16 protein-coding genes are annotated in these 19644 nt (G+C 64.7%); 9 read left to right on the top strand and 7 right to left on the bottom strand.

The window, feature by feature from the left end; genetic code table 11:
- From dnaE to galU, 6 genes are all read left to right on the top strand, one after another.
- Nucleotides 1-3465 carry a DNA polymerase III subunit alpha gene (gene dnaE / locus ACK28C_RS10275; RefSeq protein WP_015557003.1) on the top strand — a complete coding sequence of 1155 codons (3465 nt, stop codon included), beginning with the start codon at nt 1-3 and terminating at the stop codon, nt 3463-3465.
- A 59-nt stretch (nt 3466-3524) separates the two neighbouring features.
- Nucleotides 3525-5276, top strand: coding sequence for a pyruvate kinase (gene pyk, locus ACK28C_RS10270; RefSeq protein WP_015557004.1), 1752 nt, complete (start codon nt 3525-3527; stop codon nt 5274-5276).
- 44 nt (nt 5277-5320) lie between these two features.
- A complete protein-coding gene (gene cdaA / locus ACK28C_RS10265; RefSeq protein WP_015557005.1) occupies nt 5321-6172 on the top strand; it encodes a diadenylate cyclase CdaA in 852 nt (283 codons plus the stop codon).
- A gap of 111 nt (nt 6173-6283) precedes the next feature.
- Nucleotides 6284-7435, top strand: a complete 1152-nt coding sequence (locus ACK28C_RS10260; RefSeq protein ID WP_208873760.1) for a YbbR-like domain-containing protein — start codon at nt 6284-6286, stop codon at nt 7433-7435.
- A gap of 11 nt (nt 7436-7446) precedes the next feature.
- Nucleotides 7447-8796 carry a phosphoglucosamine mutase gene (glmM, locus tag ACK28C_RS10255; protein WP_015557006.1) on the top strand — a complete coding sequence of 450 codons (1350 nt, stop codon included), beginning with the start codon at nt 7447-7449 and terminating at the stop codon, nt 8794-8796.
- 80 nt (nt 8797-8876) lie between these two features.
- Nucleotides 8877-9731 carry a UTP--glucose-1-phosphate uridylyltransferase GalU gene (galU, locus tag ACK28C_RS10250; protein ID WP_243440670.1) on the top strand — a complete coding sequence of 285 codons (855 nt, stop codon included), beginning with the start codon at nt 8877-8879 and terminating at the stop codon, nt 9729-9731.
- Nucleotides 9732-9933: 202 nt separating this feature from the next.
- Here galU and ACK28C_RS10245 read toward each other — a convergent pair whose 3' ends face one another.
- The 5 genes from ACK28C_RS10245 to ACK28C_RS10225 form a co-directional block, all read right to left on the bottom strand.
- Nucleotides 9934-10875 (bottom strand): lysylphosphatidylglycerol synthase transmembrane domain-containing protein, encoded by a 942-nt coding sequence (locus ACK28C_RS10245; protein WP_015557007.1) that lies wholly within the window; start codon nt 10873-10875, stop codon nt 9934-9936.
- A gap of 15 nt (nt 10876-10890) precedes the next feature.
- Complete coding sequence (locus ACK28C_RS10240) at nt 10891-12096, bottom strand: FprA family A-type flavoprotein (protein ID WP_015557008.1); 1206 nt, start codon at nt 12094-12096, stop codon at nt 10891-10893.
- A gap of 153 nt (nt 12097-12249) precedes the next feature.
- Nucleotides 12250-14205 carry a S9 family peptidase gene (locus ACK28C_RS10235; RefSeq protein WP_015557009.1) on the bottom strand — a complete coding sequence of 652 codons (1956 nt, stop codon included), beginning with the start codon at nt 14203-14205 and terminating at the stop codon, nt 12250-12252.
- 125 nt (nt 14206-14330) lie between these two features.
- Nucleotides 14331-14642, bottom strand: coding sequence for a TIGR04076 family protein (locus ACK28C_RS10230; protein WP_243440671.1), 312 nt, complete (start codon nt 14640-14642; stop codon nt 14331-14333).
- Nucleotides 14643-14662: 20 nt separating this feature from the next.
- Nucleotides 14663-15376: a GntR family transcriptional regulator gene (locus ACK28C_RS10225; protein WP_015557010.1), complete on the bottom strand. Its 714-nt coding sequence runs from the start codon at nt 15374-15376 to the stop codon at nt 14663-14665.
- Nucleotides 15377-15621: 245 nt separating this feature from the next.
- On the opposite strand from ACK28C_RS10225, the gene pgsA reads away from it, so the two are divergent.
- The 3 genes from pgsA to ACK28C_RS10210 are packed head-to-tail and all read left to right on the top strand — an operon-like array spanning nt 15622 to nt 17138.
- On the top strand, nt 15622-16218 hold the full coding sequence (gene pgsA / locus ACK28C_RS10220) for a CDP-diacylglycerol--glycerol-3-phosphate 3-phosphatidyltransferase (RefSeq protein ID WP_409152128.1): 597 nt from the start codon (nt 15622-15624) through the stop codon (nt 16216-16218).
- 58 nt (nt 16219-16276) lie between these two features.
- Nucleotides 16277-16879 (top strand): manganese efflux pump MntP family protein, encoded by a 603-nt coding sequence (locus ACK28C_RS10215; protein WP_015557011.1) that lies wholly within the window; start codon nt 16277-16279, stop codon nt 16877-16879.
- A gap of 4 nt (nt 16880-16883) precedes the next feature.
- A complete protein-coding gene (locus tag ACK28C_RS10210; RefSeq protein ID WP_208873763.1) occupies nt 16884-17138 on the top strand; it encodes a GIY-YIG nuclease family protein in 255 nt (84 codons plus the stop codon).
- A 38-nt stretch (nt 17139-17176) separates the two neighbouring features.
- Here the strand turns inward: ACK28C_RS10210 and ACK28C_RS10205 are convergent, their stop codons facing one another.
- Both ACK28C_RS10205 and ACK28C_RS10200 read right to left on the bottom strand, forming a co-directional pair.
- Nucleotides 17177-19024 (bottom strand): polysaccharide biosynthesis protein, encoded by a 1848-nt coding sequence (locus tag ACK28C_RS10205; protein ID WP_409152127.1) that lies wholly within the window; start codon nt 19022-19024, stop codon nt 17177-17179.
- 25 nt (nt 19025-19049) lie between these two features.
- A complete protein-coding gene (locus ACK28C_RS10200) occupies nt 19050-19481 on the bottom strand; it encodes a hypothetical protein (RefSeq protein ID WP_015557013.1) in 432 nt (143 codons plus the stop codon).
- Between the last annotated feature and the right edge of the window lie 163 nt (nt 19482-19644).

Genomic DNA, 19644 nt, shown 5'->3' with positions numbered 1-19644 from the left:
ATGACCCGGCCTTTTGTACACCTGCACGTCCACACGGAATACAGCCTGCTGGACGGAGCCATCAGGACGAAGCAGCTTGCCGCGAAGGTGGCGGACTGGAGCGTGCCGGCGGTCGCCATGACGGACCACGGCGTCATGTACGGCGCCGTCGAGTTTTATGAGAACTGCCGCGCCGCCGGAGTGAAGCCGATCCTGGGGTGCGAGATCTACGTGGACCCCGACGGCCATCGCTCAAGGGAAAAGAAGGGGAAGAACAACCACCTCATCCTCCTCGCCGAGAACGAAGAAGGGTATCGCAACCTCGTCAAGCTCGTCTCCATCGCCAACACGGACGGCTTCTACTACAAGCCGCGCATCGATCACGACCTTCTGGCCAGCTGCGCCAGGGGGATCATCGCCTCCTCCGCCTGTCTGGCGGGGGAGGTGCCCCAGCTGGTCCTGCAGGGCCGGGAGGATGAGGCCGCCAAACGGGCGCTGCTCTACCAGGACATCATGGGGAAGGGAAACTACTTCCTTGAGATCATGTCCAACACCCTTCCCGAACAGGCCGTGGTGAACAAGGCTTTGATTCGCATCGCTAAAGACACGGGCATTCCCCTGATCGCCACGAGCGACGCCCATTACCTCAACGCGGAGGACTACGAATGGCACAAGATCCTGCTCCGCATCAATACCCATGCGGACGATACGGACGACGCCTTCGGCTTCAGCGTCAACGATTTTTACCTGCGCTCTCCAGAGGAGATGGACGCCATCTTCGGCGCCGAGGTGCCCGAGGCGCTGGACAACACGGTGGCGATCGCCGAGCGGTGCGGCGTGGAGATGAAGCTCAAGACAGGGCACTACATGCTGCCGAGCCTCGAACTCCAGGAGGGGATGACGCTGGACTCCCACCTCGAGGATGAGGCGAGGGCGGGGCTCAGAATGCGCCTGAACGCGGACACGCCGCCCGCAGAGTATGCGGAACGCCTGGAGTACGAACTGAACGTCATCACCCGGATGGGCTTTTCCGCCTACTTCCTGATCGTGGCCGGGATCATTCAGGCGGCGAAGGAGCGGGGGATTCCCATTGGGCCAGGACGCGGCTCAGCGGCGGGGTCCCTCGTGGCCTGGAGCCTGCGCATCACGGAGCTGGACCCCTTGAAGTACAACCTGCTGTTTGAGCGCTTTCTGAACCCGGAGCGCATCAGCATGCCCGACATCGACACCGACGTATCGGACCGCGGGCGCGAGCAGCTCCTGAAGCACATCGTGGAGCGCTATGGGAGCGACCGGGTGTCCCAGATCATCACCTTCGGCCGCATGAAGAGCCGCCAGGCGGTGAAGGATGTGGGGCGTGCCGTGGGGATGGAGTACGCTTTGATGGACAGGGTCGCAAAGCTGATCCCTGCCGACGCCAGGAGCATCCGCGAAGCCCTTGAGCGAACGCCGGAGCTGACGGAGCTTGCGGAGGAGGACCCGCGGATCAAAAACGTGCTGAGGACGGCGGAGCACATTGAGGGGTTGGCGCGTCACGCCTCCCAGCACGCGGCGGGCGTCGTCATCACGCCCGTTCCCATCACGGACCTGGTGCCCATTCGCCGCATCAAATCCACGGCCCCGTCGGCTCCGGACGGGGAGCTGGACGTCACCCAGACGGTGACCCAGTTCACGATGGAGCCCGTCGAGAAGCTCGGCCTGGTGAAGATGGACTTCCTCGGACTTCAGACGCTCTCCATCCTTGAGGAAGCGGTGGAGAACATCAGGCTCAACGGCAAAAACCCGCCCGACCTGCTGAGCCTCCCGATGGACGACCCGGCCACCTACAAGCTCCTTCAGGAGGCGGACACCATGGGGGTCTTCCAGTTGGAATCGGACGGCATCCGGGGAATGCTTCGCAAGCTTCGGATCGACTGCTTCGACGACCTGGTGGCGGCGCTGGCCATGTACCGCCCCGGGCCCCTCGACAGCGGCATGGTGGACCAGTACATCAAGTGCAAGCACGGCCAGGCGAAGCTGGAGTACCCGCACCCCCTGCTGGAGGATGTGCTGAAGGACACCTACGGCGTCATCCTCTACCAGGAGCAGGTGATGCAGTCCGCCTCCGTGCTGGCCGGGTATACCCTTGGCGAGGCGGACCTGCTGCGCCGCGCCATGGGGAAGAAGAAGGTCGAGGTCATGCAGGAGCAGAGGGCCAAGTTCCTCGATGGCGCCCGCCAAAAGGGCATCGACGAGAAGACGGCTTCGGGCATCTTCGACCTGATCGAGAAGTTCGCCGGATACGGCTTCAACAAGTCCCACAGCGCGGCCTACGCCCTCGTGTCCTACCAGACGGCGTACCTGAAGGCGAACTACAAGGCGGAGTTCATGGCGTCCTACCTGTCGAGCCAGATGAAGTCCAAGAAGGACGTCCTGGGGCACTACGTGCGCGAGGTGCGTCAAAGCGGCATCTCGGTCCTGCCGCCGGACGTCAACTCCTCTATGGAAAGCTTCACCGCCGTGGGCGACGTGATTCGCTTCGGGCTTGGGGCCGTCCTGAGGGTCGGGCATAACGCGGTGGAGGCCATCGTCAAGGCGCGGGAGGAGGGGCCCTTCAAGTCCCTGTGGGATTTCCTTCGCCGCGTGGACCTGCACGACATGAACCGGGCGATGATCGAGAACCTCATCAAGGCGGGGGCCTTTGACGAGATCACCCCAAACCGGGCCCGCCTTGTGGCGGCGCTGCCGGATTTCATCCTGGCCGCGCAGAAGATGGCCGCGGGCGGGGACCAGCTCTCGCTCTTCGACGCCATCGGGGACGACTCGGGAAGTGATCCTGAGCCGGACCTCCCCGACGTTGAGGAGTATGGAATCTATGATAAGCTGGATTACGAAAAAGAGGTTACGGGGCTCTACATCTCAGGACACCCCTTCGACAGCTGCGAGGCGCAGGTCCGCAAGTACGCCAACTGCTCGATCGCGGACCTTCCTCTGTGGAGGGGGAAGACGGCGCCGAAGGTGGGCGGGCTCATTCTCTCGGTCTCGGAGAAGACGACGAAGAAGGGGGACCTCATGGGCGTGCTGCTTCTGGAGGACTCCGAGAGCAGCGTCTCCATGGTGGCCTTCCCCAGGACGTGGGCGAAGGTAAAGGAGAGCGCCAGGGTGGGGGTCCCCTGCGTCGCCGAGGGGAAGATGGACGACCGCGAACAGCTGCTCCTGGATAAGCTGACGCCGCTGTCCGACTTCTCGGAACAGGACCCCCAGATCGTGCGCATCAGGCTGCGGGTGAACCTGGTCCCTCAGTTCGACGTGAAAAACTTTGCCCGCGCCCTGCGGGGATGCCGGGGGGCCTCGCCCATCCTCCTGGAGCTGCGGGACGATCACGACGCCTGCGTCCTGTATCTGAACGATTTTCGGGTTGACGCGCGGTCGCCGGAACGCCTGCACGAGCGCCTCCTCGAGGCTGTCCCGGCCGAGGCGCTCGAGGTGTGTTTGAGCGCAGATTGAGCTTGCGCGGGACGTCCAGTTCTTTCGAGCATCTGAGCATCTTTTGAGGTGAATGGAACATGTTTGTGAAAATCGTCTGTACGATAGGTCCTGCCAGCGAGAACTACGACACGCTAAAGGCTATGGCCGATGCGGGGATGAACGTGGCCCGCCTGAACTTCAGCCATGGCGATTACGAGGGACACGAGAAAAAGCTGAAGCTGGTCCGGCAGGTGGAGCGCGACGTCAAAAAGCCCATCGCGGCCCTGTTGGACACGAAGGGGCCGGAGATTCGGACGGGCAGGATGCAGGACGGCGCGATCCCCCTGGAGCAGGGCAGCCAGATCGTCCTGACGGGCAAGGAGGAGTGCGTTGGCACGCCCAAGCGCATTCACGTGAAGTACCCGCTGCTTGCCGACGAGGTGACGCCGGGACAGAGCGTCTTCATCGACGACGGTTCCCTGCGCCTTGAGGTGGAGAGGGTGGACGGTGACGACGTCGTCTGCAAGGTGATCGTCGGAGGGATCCTGAAGGACACGAAGGGCGTCAACATCCCAGGGGCGGACATCTCCCTGCCTGCCCTGTCGGAGAAGGACCGTGAGGACATCGCCTGGGGCATCCAGCACGGGATGGAGTACCTGGCGGTCTCCTTCGTCAAGACCCGCCAGGACGTCCTCGACGTGCGGAAGCTGGTGAAGAGCTGCGGCGGGGCCATGAAGCTGTTGGCCAAGATCGAGACGTATCAGGCCGTGCAGAACATCGAGGAGATCATCGACGTCGTGGACGGCGTGATGGTGGCCCGCGGCGACCTGGGCGTGGAGATTCCCACGGAGGACGTGCCGCTCGTCCAGAAGCGGCTCATCGCCCTGTGCCGTTCAAAGGGCAAGGTGGTGATCGTCGCCACGCAGATGCTGGACTCCATGATCCGGAACCCGCGCCCGACGCGGGCCGAGGCCAGCGACGTGGCCAACGCCGTCCTGGACGGGACGGATGCCGTGATGCTCTCCGGCGAGACGGCCTCCGGCAGCTACCCGGTGCAGGCCGTTGCCACGATGCGCCATATCGTCGATCGGACCGAGCGGGAGCTGGGAATGTGGGGGGTGCCCTTCCATGACGAGGCGTCCGTGATGGGAGTGCCGGATGCCGTCAGCGATGCCGCGGTCCTGATCTCCAAACGGGTGCAGGCCTCCGCCATCCTCTCCCTGACGAAGAGCGGCTCGACGGCCAAGATGATCAGCAAACACCGACCGATGTGCCCCATCCTGGGGCTGACGCCGCTGCAGCAGACATGGCGCGAACTGGCCCTGTGGTGGGGGATACAGCCGGTGCGCCTGGTGGAGCAGAACGACGTCAACGTGGCCGCCCGCGAGGCCATCAACAAGTGCCTTCAGGACGGCCTTCTGACGGAGGGGGAGCTGGTGGTCATCACGGCCGGCGTCCCCCTGGGGCAGCCCGGCTTCACGAACATGGTGGAGGTCCTGACGACGGGGACGGTCCTGCTCTCAGGCATCCCTCTGCTGAACAAGAACACGTCGGGCCCCGTATGCATCGCCACGACGCCGCAGGAGGCCCTTGAGAAGGCCACACCGGGCTGCGTCCTTGTCGTTCGGCAGATCACCGAGGACTATCGCCCCGTCCTGGAGAAGGTGGGGGCTCTGATCTCCGAGAGCGGTATGCTCGTCGCGGACGGCAACTTCCTCGCCGTCGATTACAACCTGCCCTGCGTCATCCGGGTGATGGACGCCTTCGCCACGCTTGCCGACGGGGACGTCGTCACGGTGGACGGGACGAAGGGGCTGATCTATCGCGGCAAGGTCCGGCTCGTCATCTAAGAATCAGGGTTGAAAGAGCATTGAGAGAGAATTGAGCTGAGAAGATGAGTTCAATATGGTCCGATGCCAGGACGTTTCTCGACATTTTTATCGTCTCCCTGATCATCTATCGGCTGTTGGTGCTGATCGTGGGGACGAGGGCGGTGCAGCTTTTGAAGGGCGTGCTGATCCTCGTCCTCTTTTCGGCTCTGGCGTCGATGCTCCGGTTTCGTCTCGTCTCGTGGCTGATCGGCCAATCGCTCTGGGCGCTGAGCTTCGCCATCCCCATCGTCTTCCAGCCGGAGCTGCGCAAGATGCTGGAGGAGATCGGGCGCGGCAACCTTTGGCAGCGCCAGCTTCCGAGGGACGTGGCGGAGCAGCGCGTCCGCCACATCATGGGGGCCCTCGGCTACATGAAGCTGCACCGCATCGGGGCGCTTCTGGTGCTGCAGGAGGAGACGGGGCTTGGCGAGTACTACAATACGGCGGTGCATCTCGACGCCAACATAACCCAGGAGCTCATCATCTCCATCTTCTGGAAGGACAACCCGCTGCACGACGGCGCCCTGATCATGAACCGCTATTCCCTCATCGCCGGAGGGTGCTACCTGCCGCTGATCGACGCCCCGGAGATATCCCGCTGGTACGGGACGCGCCACAGGGCGGCGCTGGGGCTGTCGGAGATATCCGACGCCATCGTCCTCGTGGTCTCCGAGGAGAGGGGAGAGATATCCCTTGCCTTCAAGGGCCGCCTCTCAAAGAACCTCAAGGACGCACAGGTGGAGAAGCTCCTGATGCACTACTTCGTGGGCGAACCGACGTTCCGCAGCTGGAGGGACAGGCTGCAGAGCTTCCAGCAGCTGCTCTGGGACCCCAGCACCCGGCAGCTGCACGAGGACCACGGTGACCGGTCTTAGGCAGAACGGATACAGGATGGACGGCATATCATGAAATCGGCTAGAAGAATCGATGAAATTTTGACCTCACCCTGGGCGCTGTGGACCATATCCGTCGCCACGGCCCTTTTGATGTGGTTTTACGTTACGGAAAACGATGAGGGCGTCTACGTGACGCAGAAGTTCTCCTCCCCCCTTGAATACCGCTTCCTGGATTCCCAGCTGATGCTCCGCAGCAGGGTCGCCGAGGTGGACGTGGAGATCAGGGGCCCGGAGAAGGCGATGGCCAGGCTCGACTACGGCCTCGTATCCTGCTTCGTGGACGCCAAGAACCTCGTCGGCGGCATCCGCTACACGCAGAACGTCAACGTGAGCCTTCCCCCCGACATCACGCTGGTCTCCTGCGTGCCCTCTCAGGTCGTGGTGGAGCCCGTGCGCCAGGCCTCGCGGCGCATGTCCGTCGAGGTCGTCCTGCCGCAGGATATACCGGAGGGGCAGTACCTGGAGGGGGTCGAGGTGCTTCCCAAAGAGGTTACCGTCCGCGGGTCCGAGGGGGACATCGCGAAGGTGGGGGCCCTTCAGGTGATGCCGACCGTCGCCGAGCTGCAGCTGGGGAAGGAGCTGCTCCTGCCCGTCAAGTTCGTCCAATCGGAGCCCTTCGAGGACAGCGTTGCCCTGGACCCCTCTCAGGCGAGGGTCCGGGGAGCCCTGGTGCGCGGCCTTCCAAAGAAGATGGTGCCGATCAATGCGAGGCTCAGCGGCAACCCGGACCGGGACCACGAGGTCAAGTCCGTCCTGACGGACCCCCTGGAGGCCCAGGTGGAAGGGCGCTCTTCCGTCCTGGCGAAGATTACGGCGGTGGATACGGAGACGGTGGACATCTCGCTGCTCTCGGCGGATCAGACGCTCATCGTCCCCCTGCGCGCTCCGAAGGGGGCGGAGTTGTCCGGGGTGAAGTCCGTGCGCCTCACGGTGACGCTCGGCGAGTTGAAGGCCGGAAAGCAGCTGACCAACGTCCCCGTCCAAATCCGCGGCTCGGAGGCCGACCAGTGGGTCGTCTCGCCGTCCTCCGCCTCCGTCGTCATCGAGGGGACGCCCTCACGAGTGGAGGAGGTCACGCCGGAAAGCGTGGGGCTGAACCTGTACGTCGATCTTTCAAGTATCTTTATAACTCCGGCGGACCTGGCCCTCAGGGCCGAGGTCGCTTCCGCCGATTTTCGCGTGATAAAAATCGAACCTTCCACGGTGACCGTCAACGCGGCTGAGAATCTGAAAAGATGGTGAGGTCGTCCTTTATGAAGAGCAAGAGAGTGTTGTTTGGCACGGATGGCGTCCGCGACGTCGCCAATAAAGGGGGGATGACGCCGGAGATGGCGTTGAGGCTGGGCCGGGCCTTCATCCTGTTCATGGCGGAACGGGGCACTCCCAAGCCGCGCATCGTCCTGGGGCGCGACACGCGGCGCAGCGGCATGATGCTGGAAGGGGCTCTGGCCGCGGGCATGACCTCCGCGGGCGCGGAGGTGCTCTCCCTGGGCATTATCCCGACGCCCGGCGTCAGCTACGCGGTCCGCCGGCTGACGGTGGACGGCGGGGCGGTGATCAGCGCCTCGCACAATCCGGCGGAGTACAACGGCATCAAGTTCCTGGATCGCGACGGCAGGAAGCTGTCCGACGACTCCGAGCTGAGCATCGAGGAGTACATCGGGGACAACCTCACGGACGACTGGCGCCCGACGGGCGCCTCCGTCGGCGAGGTCCGTCAGATCCCGCACATCGTCCACAGCTACGCGGAGCACCTCGCCTCCATGCTGAAGGACCACGAGGCAACGAAGTCCGGCATCGTGTTCGACTGCGCGCACGGCGCGGCGGGGACGGTGATGCCGACGCTCATCGAACGCCTGAACGCCGCGTGGCGGCTGATCGGAGCGGACCCCGACGGGATGAACATCAACGAGGGCGTGGGCGTGATGCACATGCGCCACATTGGAAACTGCGTCACGGACTTCGGGTGCCGGATCGGGTTCGCCTTCGACGGGGACGCCGACCGGGCGCTGGCTGTGGACTCGCGGGGCCGCGTGATCGACGGCGATATCATCCTCTGGGTGCTGGCGCGCTGGCTTGCTGGGGAGGGGCTGTTGGGCAGCGGCGTCGCCATGACAGTGATGAGCAACATAGCCCTTGAGGAGCACCTGAAGCGCGAGGGCGTCGGGGTCTTTCGGTGCCCCGTGGGGGACCGGTACGTGCTGGAGACGATGCTGCGGGAGGGGGCCCGCCTGGGCGGGGAACAGTCCGGACACATCATCGCAGATGCCTTCACCAGCACGGGGGACGGCCTCTGCACCGCACTCCTGTTCCTGAACGCGGTCCGTGCGCTGGGCGAGGACGTGGACACCCTGGTGGACCGCTTCGGCCGATACCCTCAAAAGCTCTCCAACCTGACCCTGAGGTCCCGCGATCGGCTGGACCTGGACCGCATCAACGACATCGCCGCGGAGGCCCAGGCCCGCATGGAGGGCAGGGGACGCATCTTCATCCGCCCCTCCGGCACGGAGCCACTCCTGCGGATCCTCGTTGAGGCCAGCGAGCTGTCGCTGGTCGAGGAGATGTCGAACCTGCTGATCGAGCGGCTGCGGGGCGTCTGCTGAACGCGGCATCCCGTCAGCCCCACCGAGGCGGAACGAGCGGAACGAAAGGAGGGGGAAGGATCATAGATCAGAGGTCCAATGTGACGAAGTGCCTGTTCCCCGTAGCGGGATTGGGGACGCGATTTCTGCCCGTCACCAAGGAGATCGCCAAGGAGATGCTGCCGCTGGTCAACCGCCCGATCATCTCCTACGGCGTTGAGGAGGCGCTTGCCTCGGGCTGCCCCGGCATCATCATGATCACGGGACGCGCGAAGCGATCCATCGAGGACTACTTCGACCGCTCCTTTGAGCTGGAGCAGCTCCTGAAGTCCAGAGGCAAGGAAGCCCTCTACGAGATGATGCTGAAGATATCGAACCTCGCGGACATCCTCTACGTTCGCCAGCGGGAACCCCTGGGGCTTGGGCATGCCGTGCTCTGCGGGGAATCCTTCTGCCGCGATGGGTACTTCGGCGTCCTCCTGCCGGATGACGTCTTTATCAGCGAACGGCCCGTCATGGCTCAGCTGATCGAGGTGCATCAGCGCCTCGGGGGAAGCGTCGTGGCGCTGGAGCTCGTGCCGCCGAAGGACGTGTCCCGTTACGGCATCGTCAGTTCGGAGGATCTGGGCAACGGGCTGCATCGCATTCACGACATGGTGGAGAAGCCCACTCTGGCCGACGCGCCGGGGCGCTACGCCATCATGGGGCGTTACGTCCTCTCGCCCTCGATCTTCCCCCTCCTGGCGGAGGGGCAGGTCGGAGCGGGCGGCGAGATCCAGCTGACCGACGCCCTGCGCCGGCTGGCTGCCGTGGAGCCGGTTTGGGGCGTCGCGTATGAGGGGCGCCGCTTCGACTGCGGCACTCAGGCAGGATGGCTGGCGGCCAACGTGCAGCTCGCCCTGGAGGACCCATCTCTACGGGACGTCGTCCTGAACCTCGTAAAGGGAGCCCTTTAAGGGAAGCTCCAGTGCAGGGGAAGGGACGTCTGAGGCGCGGCGCGGGCTTATACCAAATCGTGTCTAATGTGGATTGCCTCCCCTGAAAGGGGAGGTGCCGCCAAGGGCGGCGGAGGGGTTTGCTCTTAGCCTACTCAACACCCCCCAGCCCCTTCGGGGCAGCCCCCCTTGCAGGGGGGCCTTTCTTGCCCTTCTTTAAACATTAGGCCCGCGCCTGTCCTTTCCCCCTCAACGGGCAGAGGAGCAGGACCAGCCCCCCCGCTGCCGTGACGGGGATAAACTGCACCATGTGATCCGCCAGTGCCGCGGCCAGGGCCTGGTCCCTGGGCACTCCGTAGGACGTCAGGGCCGCAACGGCAACGGCCTCGTAGACGCCAAGGGCTCCGGGGGAGGAGGGAAGGAGCATCCCCAGGCTGCTCAACGCAAAGACGCCCAGCGCGTCGGTCCAGCGGAGCCCCAGCCCTGCGGCTCCGTTCAGGACGATGCCGACCTGCAGCGCGTAGAGGGCCCACAGCGCGGCGGAACTGCACAGCATCCAGAGGATGCGCCCAGGCGTCATCTGTGCCGTGACCGCGCCCAGGAAGCGCGCCAGGAACGCGGACAGTCCTCCGGGGAGCGGGAGACGCTCCAGGCGCCGCCACCAGGCCGGACGGGCCCGGAGCGCCAGGAGGAACAGCCACCCTGCCGCGAGACAGGCGACGAGCGGAAGGGCGTAACGCTGCTGCTCCGCCTTCACCATGAACCAGAGGCTGAGCAGCGTCAGCATGTTGACGTCGAAGAACCGCTCAAAGAAGATGAGCCCCATGGCCTCGTCCAGCTTCATGCCCGCGCCGCGTCCGATCCACGCCGCCTTGGCCGCCTCGCCCGCCTTGGCCGGCAGCACGTTGTTGACCGCCAGCCCCACGAGGGAGGCGGGGAAGGTCGAGCGAAAGGCGAGGCGCGGACGGCGCATTCCCATGAGCCGGACGCCCATGGCGGCGTAGGCCAGGAACGACGTCAGGATCGCCGCAGCGATCGGGAGCGGCGGGAGTTGGCGCAGAAGGTCCCAGAGGTCTGACAGCGGAACGCCCCTGAAGGCGCAGACCAGGCAGAGGATGGAAACCCCGAAGCGCAGGAGCTCCATGAGAAGGCGTTTGAGGCGCATCGAACGCAGCCCGCTTCACCGATCTTCCGTCTGAGCGATGACCTTTGTCCCCAGGTCCCTCCCCATCGCCTCGCACCGCGCAAGGTCCTCCGCGGTGGGGGAGGTGAAGACCTCGACGTCGGGTTCCGCGCGATCGAGCTTGGCCTTCTCCGCAAACGCCCGCAGCGCAGGGAACGCGCCGCTGGCCCAGCTGTAGCTGCCCGCGATCCCCAGGACGTGGTTCTTCGGCATCCGGTTGAGCAGCTTGGAGCAGAGGGCCTCGATGGGAGGGAAGAGCAGCATGTTGTAGGTGCAGCTCAGGAGCGCCAGGCCACGGTAGCGCCAGATGTCCCTGAGGATGAACCCCGCTTCCGTGCGGGATGCGTCGCAGAGGCGAATCTCCTTGACGCCGCTTTCCGAGATGCCCGTACACACGGCCTCGGCCATGCGCCGCGTGTTGCCGTACATGGAGCCGTAGACGACCACCGCGCCGCGCTCGGTATCGCATCGGCTCCAACGGTCGTAGAGGTCGACCACCTGTTGAGGGTTGGCACGAAACAGGGTGCCGTGAGCAGGGAATATGTTCTTGATGGGAAGCCCTCCCAGCTTCTTCAGGGCCACCTGAACGCCGCTCGAATACCGCCCCAGGATCGCCGCGTAGTAGCGCAGCATGTCGTCCTCCCAGCGGGGGCGCTCCCGCTGGTCGTCAAAGAGCCCGCCCTCGTGGGCGCCGAAGCCGCCAAAGGCGTCGTTGGAGAAGAGCACCCCCGTCGATGCGTCGAAGGTCACCATGCTCTCCGGCCAGTGCACCATGGGGATCGTCGTAAACTTCAGGACGTGTCCCCCCAGGTCCAGCGTGTCGCCGTCCGCCACGACAAGGGTTTGGGCATCCACGCCGTAATACCCCTTCAGGAGGGGCAGGGTCTTCGCGTTGCCCACGATCTGAAGGTTGGGCCAGCGCCTGCGAAGCTCCAGGATCAGCCCGGAGTGGTCCGGCTCCATGTGGTTGACCACGAGGTAGTCGAGGTCCCGGCCGCCCAGCGCCTCCCCCAGCTTGTGCGCGTACTCGTCGCCCCACGGGCCCTTGACGGTGTCGATGGCCGCCGTCCTCTCCCCCAGGACGACGTAGGCGTTGTACGCAACCCCATTCGGCAACGACCACAACGCCTCGAAGCGGTCCGTCGAGCAATCGTTGACGCCAACCCACCACGTGTCCTTATTGACCGGTATCGCCTTGTACATTAAAAAGCCCCTCTTTCCGGAAATCCCTGCAACGAACGATCCGAACGCACCCCTCAACCCTGTGGAGCCAGGGTGCTTTGTACATTGTACAATAAAAAACGACGCGGCTTCACGGGAAGCCACGTCGTTAAGGGCGTCGTCGCGAGGCGCGCGTCACACCTTGAGGTGCCGGTCAAACCAGCCCGCGATCTCGCGCAGCCGGGCCAGTCGGTTCCTGGGCCTGCCGGAGCGGCTGAGCTCGTGGTTCTCACCCTTGAAGACGCACATGCGTGCTTCGATGCCGTTGACCTTGAGCGCCGTGAACATCTGGAAGCCCTGGTTCAGCTCGCAGCGAAAATCTTCCGTCGAGTGGATGAAGAGCGTCGGCGTGTCCGCCTTGTCGGCATGGGCGACGGGGGACTCGCGCCAGGCGGTCTCCGGGGTCCGCCAGGGAGTCCCCAGGTGCTGATCCTCGACGTAATAATAGCCGATGTCACAGCCGCCGAACTTCGAGATCCAATTTGCAATGCTCCGCTGGGAGACGGCCGCCTTGAAGCGATTCGTCTGCGTGATGATCCAGTTCGTCATGTAGCCGCCGTAGGACCCCCCGGTCACCCCCATGCGCGATGCGTCGATGAAGTCCAGGTTCTTGACGCACCAGTCCGCGAAGTCCATCAGGTTGCGGTAGTCGATGTCGCCATACCGACCCCGGATGTCGCTGAACTCGCCGCCGCGCCCGTCGCCACCCCTGGGGTTGCAGTAGATGACCGCGTACCCCCTTGCGGCCCAGCACTGCATCTCGTGGTTGTAGATGTCCCCAAAGGCCGCTTTGGGGCCGCCATGGATGTTGAGGATGGCAGGGCAGCGCTCCCCCTCGCGCGCATCGACCGGGCGCATGTACCAGCCGTCCAGGTCCCATCCGTCGCCCGCCTTGAAGGTGATGTGGATGGGCTGCGACAGCCTGTGCTCCTCAAAAAAGGCGTCGTTGAAGGAGGTCAGCCGCCTCTCCTTCCCCTCCTGATAGAGGTAGAGCTCCGGCAGGTGCAGTCCCTCGTAGGCGACGTAGGCGATCCTGTCGTCGTGAACGTCCCAGTCGATCACGGAGGAGACGGAAGGGGTCAGCACCTTCAGCCGGCCGTCCTGCGCCAGCGCGTAGAGCCGCGATTTGAAGGCGTCCGTGGAGCAGGCGATCACGCCGAGGGACTTTGAAGGGGCGATCGCACCCTCGTGGTCCCGACAGCCATAGCTCGTATCGGCGACGATGGCGTGCCCGAAGCTGACGTCCAGCTCCGGCGTCAGACAGCGCATCTCCCCGTCCTCCAGAAGCCAGATCTTCGGGTTCTCGTTCACGCCCATCGCCTTGTGGTCCGTCGCGGTGAGGACGATGGATTCCCCGCTCCAGACGGCGCACTTGAAGGTAAAGGGCAGGGTCCCTGAGAGGAGGCGGAGGGCCCCCGTGCTGAGGTCCAGCACATAGACGCTGTTCTCAAGGGGCTTTACGTCCTTGTAGTCGCAGGCTACGACGAGTGCTCTGTCGCCGTCCGCGCTCAACTCGACGCGGGCCACGTCCATCGTGGGAGGGGTCAGGCGGGAGAGCTTGCCCGAGGCGTCGCAGGCTGCCAGGCCGACGCGCCTCTGGCCGATGTACCCCTTGCCGTTTGCCATGAAGGGGACCTGCTCAAAGATCATGAAGTCCGCATCCTCCGGATTGTCGTGGACGGGGTCGAAGTTTGCCGTGAGGAGGTATCGGCCGGCCTTCAGGGCGCGGATGGCCGACACCGCGTGGGGGACCTCGAAGAGCGGCGTCGCCTCGCCGCCGTCGATGCCGATGGAGTAAAAGCGCGTGACGGCCTTTCCCTCCTCGCGATCGGCGGCCGAAGGGCGCTTGGACGCGAAGACGATGGACGCGCCGTCCTCGCTCCAGCAGAAGCACTCCTCGCAGCCCGATGAGGTGAGGCGGCGCGCCTCCCCCGACGGCAGGCTGAGGAGCCAGATGTCCTTGATGTAGCCATTGCTCTCCGCGTCCGCGCGGCTGACCTTGAAGGCGATCTTCCCGCCGTCCGGCGAGAACGTCGGCGCCGCGAGAAAGCGGAAGTCCAAAAGGTCCTTTTGTTCAACGGGTCGTTTCATCTACGTCGTTCCTCCATCAGCCAGGGAAGCGTTGATTCGTCTTGAAAAGTTGTTGAAAGCGATCGAGGATTCAGCGCTTCCCTGAAATTTTAACGTGGGGCCGAGAGCCGCTCTCCCCTTCAGGGTCAGGCCTTCGGGGCGAGCTCATCGGCCTGCTTCACCGAGATGCTGAACACGTTGACCACGTCGGGGTCCGGACAACAGAAGGCGACGCCTCCAGTGCTCCTGCAGGGGGGGAGCTTCCCGCCGTAGCGCAGGATGTCGATGTAGGGGAAGCCCGCGTGCAGGGCCATGGGGCAGAGCTTTCCCCGATCCCGGTCGAAATCGAAGGCGTCTCCCACCTTGTGCCCTCGATGGCAGCCGCACGGCCCCCGCTTTTCGATCAGCGTGATGAGGACCTTCGGTCGGCCCGTTCCCGGCTCCCTCTTCTCGTCCACGGTTCGCACTTCCTCTCCCGTCATGGCTTTTCCTTGCCGTGATTTCTGCTCTTCGTCCTTCGGACGCAGGCCCGCAGGGTGCGCGACGTGTACTCGAGGTGGCGCGTCAACGCCGCCAGCGCCCCCTCGACGTCGTGGGCCTTCACCGCTTCCAGGATCTGCCGGTGCTGTTTTTGGGACTCCTCCCGGATGAGGGACATGTGAATCCTGATGTAGCGGTCCACCTGCTGGCGCAGGAGGGCGATCTGGTCCAGGGTCTTGGGGCGGTTGGCGGCGTCGTACAGCAGGTTGTGGAAGACGAGGTTCTGCTCCCGCCAGAAGATGCAGTCCATCTCCCGCTCCATCTTGTCCAGCATGGCCCCGGCCTCCAGGATCGCAGAAGGTTGGATGTTGGGGAAGGCGATGCGCAGGACGGAGACTTCGAGCGCCGTGATCATCTCGTAGATCTCCTGCATCTCCGCAAGGGTCAGGCCCGTGACCACGGCGCCGCGCCGCCCGCGAAAGTCCACGAGCCCCTCCATCTCGAGCAGGCGCAGGGCCTCTCTAAGGGGGATGGGGCTGACCTTCAGGCGTTCCGCCAGCTGGCTCTGATGCAGGGACTCTCCCTCCGGAAGGGTCCCCCGATAGATCGCCTCCCTCAGGATGTTCGCGATATAATAGGGGGCCGGGTTGTCCTTCAGGTGTACTGGAATTAGTCGTTCAAGTGACTCGTAATGCGTGTTGGTGTCACTCATGCCGATCGCAGCTTCCCTTCAGAAAAAATTGCAGCGGCGTCAAACCAAAACGTTCCGCTTCCATTATAGTGCATGATACCCCCTTTCGTTCGGCTTTTATTCGGCCCGCTGAAAGTTGCAGGCGGCGCAAACGCCCCCTTCCATGGGTTTTGAGCTATAATCATGGCGTGGAAGTTCACGGCGCATCGTCTATCGCTCATTTCCCGTCGTGCTGATGGGGCGGACGCCCTGGAGGTGGAGTTGTTTTGAGCCCGAAAATATTGAACGTACCGAACACCCTGAGCCTTGTGCGCGTGTTCCTGGCCCCTCTTGTCCTGCTGTTCCTCTCCCTGAGGATCAGCGCTCCCGTCCCGTTCCTCTCCCTCGACGGCGCCGAGCCCCTGACGCTGGGGGACCTCCTGGCGGCCGTGGTGTTCATCATCGCGGCCATCACGGATTCCATGGACGGCTACATCGCGCGCAAGCACCACCTGATCACGACGCTGGGGAAGTTCATCGACCCCCTGGCGGATAAGGTGCTGGTCATCGCAGCGATGATCGCCCTCGTGGAGCTCCAGCGCATCCCCGGATGGATCGTGCTGGTCATCATCACACGCGAGTTCGTCGTGACCGGGCTGCGCCTGGTGGCGGCGGCGGAGGGCGTCGTCATCGCCGCCTCGAAGGGCGGCAAGCTGAAGACGGTCTTTCAGATCGTGGCCCTCGCCATGCTGATCCTGAAGCTGCCGGGGGGAATGGCCCTCATGTGGGTCGCCATGATCCTGACGGTATGGTCCGGAATGGAGTACCTCATCGACGGCAGCCGGATGCTCCTGAACGCGGAGGAGGACGCCCGGGGCCGATAGCGCCCGGAGGCGTGAGGCCGATCGTGTTCGCCGTCTGCCGGATGAGGATCAGGGATCGATGAGCTGGGCCGCCGTCGTATCGGGGTGCTCGCTTGCGATGGACGCCTTCGCCATGTCCATCTGCGTGGGGGCCTGCACCGTGGGCAGTCCATGGCGCCCCGCCTCCCGCCTCGGGCTGGCCTGCGGGACGTTTCAGTTCTTCATGCCGCTTTTGGGGTGGAAGCTTGGCATGGCTTCCGCAAGGTGGTTCTCCTTCTGGGATCACTGGCTGGCCTTCGGGCTCCTGGCCTTTGTCGGAGGGGGAATGGTGTGCGACTTCCTCCGCGGCGGAGAGGAGGAGTGCCGCGACGTCACCCGGTCTCTCAGGCTGTTGCTCACGGTCGCGCTGGCCACGTCGATCGACGCCCTGGCCGTCGGGGCGGGGTTCGGCCTCACCCGACTGCCCGTCATGCCCCTCGCTGCCGTTGCCGGCGGGGTGACGGCGGGGGCATGTGCCGCGGGGACCTGGCTGGGCCGCACGGCGGGGGCGGGCCTCGGACGAAAGATGGAGCTCCTGGGTGGAGTCCTGCTTATCCTCATCGGCCTCAACATCCTGGCGACGCACCTGATGGAGGAGTGGAGGATGGGTACGGCGTCGGTCCTGCCCCCCTCCCTGGGCTAGCCTCGTGGGCTTCTACGTCTACGTGCTGCGCTGCGGGGACGGATCGCTCTACACGGGCTGGACCGTGGACGTCGCACGCCGCCTGAGCCGTCACCGCGCGGGACGGGGAGGGCGGTACACGCGTTCGCACCTGCCCCTTGAGCTCGTCTATCAGGAGGAGTGCGCGTCGCGCTCGGACGCGATGAGGCGCGAGGACGAGATCAAACGGATGAGCCGTGGGATGAAACTGACCTTGATCGAAGGGAAGGCGGACGCCTGAGGGAAATTGACGCGTCCTGAAGGGTGGGGGAGGGGCCGTCAGGCCCTCTCCCACTCCGCGTACTCCGGGACCAGGCGATGGAGCAGCGTCAGCGCCTCCTGCGGACGGCGGACGGCCTCGTCGAGGAGGGAGTTGAAGGATCGGGCGTCCATCGCCCCGCCCAGGGGGCTCGTGAAGATCTTCGGGTGTCGGGTCGGGTGTACGGACCCTGGGTCGTAGAAGAGCTCCTCCTCGAGCTTCTCTCCGGGGCGAACGCCGGTGAAGACGATGGGGATGTCGCGGTAGGGTTCGTACCCGTAAAGGCGGATCAGCAGCTCGGCCATCTCCGTGATGACGACGGGCTCCCCCATGTCCAGGACGAAGAGCTCGCCCCCTTTCCCCAGGGCGCCGGCCTGGATCACCAGGCTGACGGCCTCCGGGATCAGCATGAAGTAGCGCTTCATCTGCGGGTCGGTGACCGTGACGGGCCCCCCCGACGCGATCTGCCTCTCGAACTTCGGGATCACGCTCCCCCGGCTGCCCAGCACGTTGCCGAAGCGCACGGCCATGTAGGCCGTCCCCGGGTGGCTCTCTTGCTCCTGCTCCAGTGCCCGCTCGGCGACCCGCTTCGTGGCCCCCATGACGCTCGATGGGTTGACGGCCTTGTCCGTGGAGATCAGCACCATCCGCTCCGCGCCGTGTTCACCGGCGGCGCGCGCCAAGGTGCGCGTCCCCAGCCCGTTGACGCGCAGCGCCTCCCTGGGGGAGAACTCCATCAGGGGGACGTGCTTGTGCGCGGCGGCGTGGAAGACTAACTGGGGTTGGTAACGGTCGAAGACGTCCCCCATGGCGATCTCGTCCGCGACGTCCGCGATGATGGGGCGTATGGGGACGTCCGGCTTCGCCCTGCTCAAAGACTCGGTCAGGAGGTAGATGGACTGTTCTCCGTGCCCCAGGACGAGGAGCTCCGCGGGCTTGTTTTGGATGACCTGCCGAACGATCTCGCTGCCGATGGAACCGCCCGCCCCGGTCACCAGGACGCGCCGGCGCCGGATGTAGTTCGAGTCCTCGTCCAGGTCGATCCTGATGGGATCGCGCCCCAGCAGGTCCTCGAGCTTGACGCTGCGCAGCCTCGTGACGGACACCGCACCGCCCGCCAGCTCCCGCAGGCTGGGCAGGAGGCGAACCTCCACCCCAAGGGGAGCGAGCTGCTTGTAGAGGGAGCGAATCTTGCGGCCGTGCGCTGAAGGAATGGCGATCAGGACGACCCGGATCCCCTCCTCCCGGACGACCTCCGCCAGCCGCGACGTGTCGCCGACGACCTTCAGCCCCGCGATCCGCTTGCCCGCCTTTTGGGGGTCGTCGTCCACGAAGGCTTTCGGAACGAGGCTGCTGGCGTTGCGCATGAGGTCGCGGGCCAGGAGGGCGCCCGCCTCGCCGGCCCCGACGATGAGGGCCTTCAGTCGTTCCCCTTCCCTGGCCGGCTGAGCGTGGAGGCGCCAGGACACGCGGAGCGCCCCGCTGAAGAGGACGCCGGCGGAGAGCATGATGGCCAGGGACGTGCGCGGGAGGAGGACGAGGCGCCAGACGCCGTTCACGAGGACAAAGAGCAGGGAGGCGAGGAGGTAGAGCTCGCTGAAGCGCACGTAGTCCTCGAGGCTGGCCTGGGTCCACAGAATTTTGTACTGGCCGAAGACCGTGAAGATGGCCGACGCCAGCGCCGGAAAGGCGATCGCCGTGACGATGCAGTCCCTCGCGTAGAGTGCGGGGATGAAGAGGCTGAGCCGTATGGCGTACCCCAGGTAGCAGGCGAGGGCGAGGAGCAGGAGGTCGAGCAGCGCCACGATAAGGCCGCTGTTGGCCGCCCGGTTCCACAGGCGGAGCGTCGCCAGCAAAAGACGCCTCATGATGCCCTTGCGTCCCCTGGTGACCCTAGAGGATTAGCTTCTTTCCGCCGCCCTGACTGCCGCCGCCCAGACGATCCAGCTGGTCCAGCACGGCGGCCGGGGCGACGTCGATCTTCGACTTCTGGTGCGACATGGCCTCTTTCAAGCGCTTGTCGTAGTCCTCGATGGACTTTTTGATGGCCTCCACGTCCCCCTTGATCCACAGCATCAGCCCGTCCGCCACGGCCTTCAGGGCCTTCTCGTCCGGCATTTCCTTCAGCATCCCCAGGGAGTGGAGGATGCCGTGTTCCTCCCGAACGGCGTCCAGCACGTCGCTCTCGTCGAAGAACCCCTTCCTGTACAGGATGCGGAACATGATGTTGAAGCGGCTCTTCTGGTTTTCCGAGTCCATCGTCAGGCCGTCCATCCTGGCGAGCAGCATGGAGATCAACTCGTCGAGACCTATCTGCATCGGCATGATAAAATTCCTCCAAAAAATAAAGTGCGGCGACCGTGCCGCCGATGACGCAACAACGTTCATTCTAGCACAGACGGAGGGCTCTACGGAGCGCGTGCCGTCGCTGGCGAAAAAGAGACGGGGCGATCGGGAGCCTCCGCGCTTTTGTTCGTTTTTAATGGTA

Origin of the sequence: Fretibacterium fastidiosum (assembly GCF_964642095.1) — a bacterium.
In the GTDB taxonomy this organism is placed as follows: domain Bacteria; phylum Synergistota; class Synergistia; order Synergistales; family Aminobacteriaceae; genus Fretibacterium; species Fretibacterium fastidiosum.
The sequence above is the reverse complement of the archived record's forward strand: the minus strand, read 5'-3'. Positions and strand labels throughout refer to the sequence as shown.

Coding starts and splice junctions, on each gene's coding strand:
- ACK28C_RS10260 (WP_208873760.1), top strand. CDS start 6,284: ATGTGGTTTTACGTTACGGAAAACGATGAGGGCGTCTACGTGACGCAG.
- ACK28C_RS10205 (WP_409152127.1), bottom strand. CDS start 19,024: ATGAGGCGTCTTTTGCTGGCGACGCTCCGCCTGTGGAACCGGGCGGCC.
- ACK28C_RS10225 (WP_015557010.1), bottom strand. CDS start 15,376: ATGAGTGACACCAACACGCATTACGAGTCACTTGAACGACTAATTCCA.
- glmM (WP_015557006.1), top strand. CDS start 7,447: ATGAAGAGCAAGAGAGTGTTGTTTGGCACGGATGGCGTCCGCGACGTC.
- ACK28C_RS10235 (WP_015557009.1), bottom strand. CDS start 14,205: ATGAAACGACCCGTTGAACAAAAGGACCTTTTGGACTTCCGCTTTCTC.
- ACK28C_RS10200 (WP_015557013.1), bottom strand. CDS start 19,481: ATGCCGATGCAGATAGGTCTCGACGAGTTGATCTCCATGCTGCTCGCC.
- cdaA (WP_015557005.1), top strand. CDS start 5,321: ATGAGTTCAATATGGTCCGATGCCAGGACGTTTCTCGACATTTTTATC.
- pyk (WP_015557004.1), top strand. CDS start 3,525: ATGTTTGTGAAAATCGTCTGTACGATAGGTCCTGCCAGCGAGAACTAC.
- ACK28C_RS10215 (WP_015557011.1), top strand. CDS start 16,277: ATGAGCTGGGCCGCCGTCGTATCGGGGTGCTCGCTTGCGATGGACGCC.
- dnaE (WP_015557003.1), top strand. CDS start 1: ATGACCCGGCCTTTTGTACACCTGCACGTCCACACGGAATACAGCCTG.
- ACK28C_RS10240 (WP_015557008.1), bottom strand. CDS start 12,096: ATGTACAAGGCGATACCGGTCAATAAGGACACGTGGTGGGTTGGCGTC.
- ACK28C_RS10245 (WP_015557007.1), bottom strand. CDS start 10,875: ATGCGCCTCAAACGCCTTCTCATGGAGCTCCTGCGCTTCGGGGTTTCC.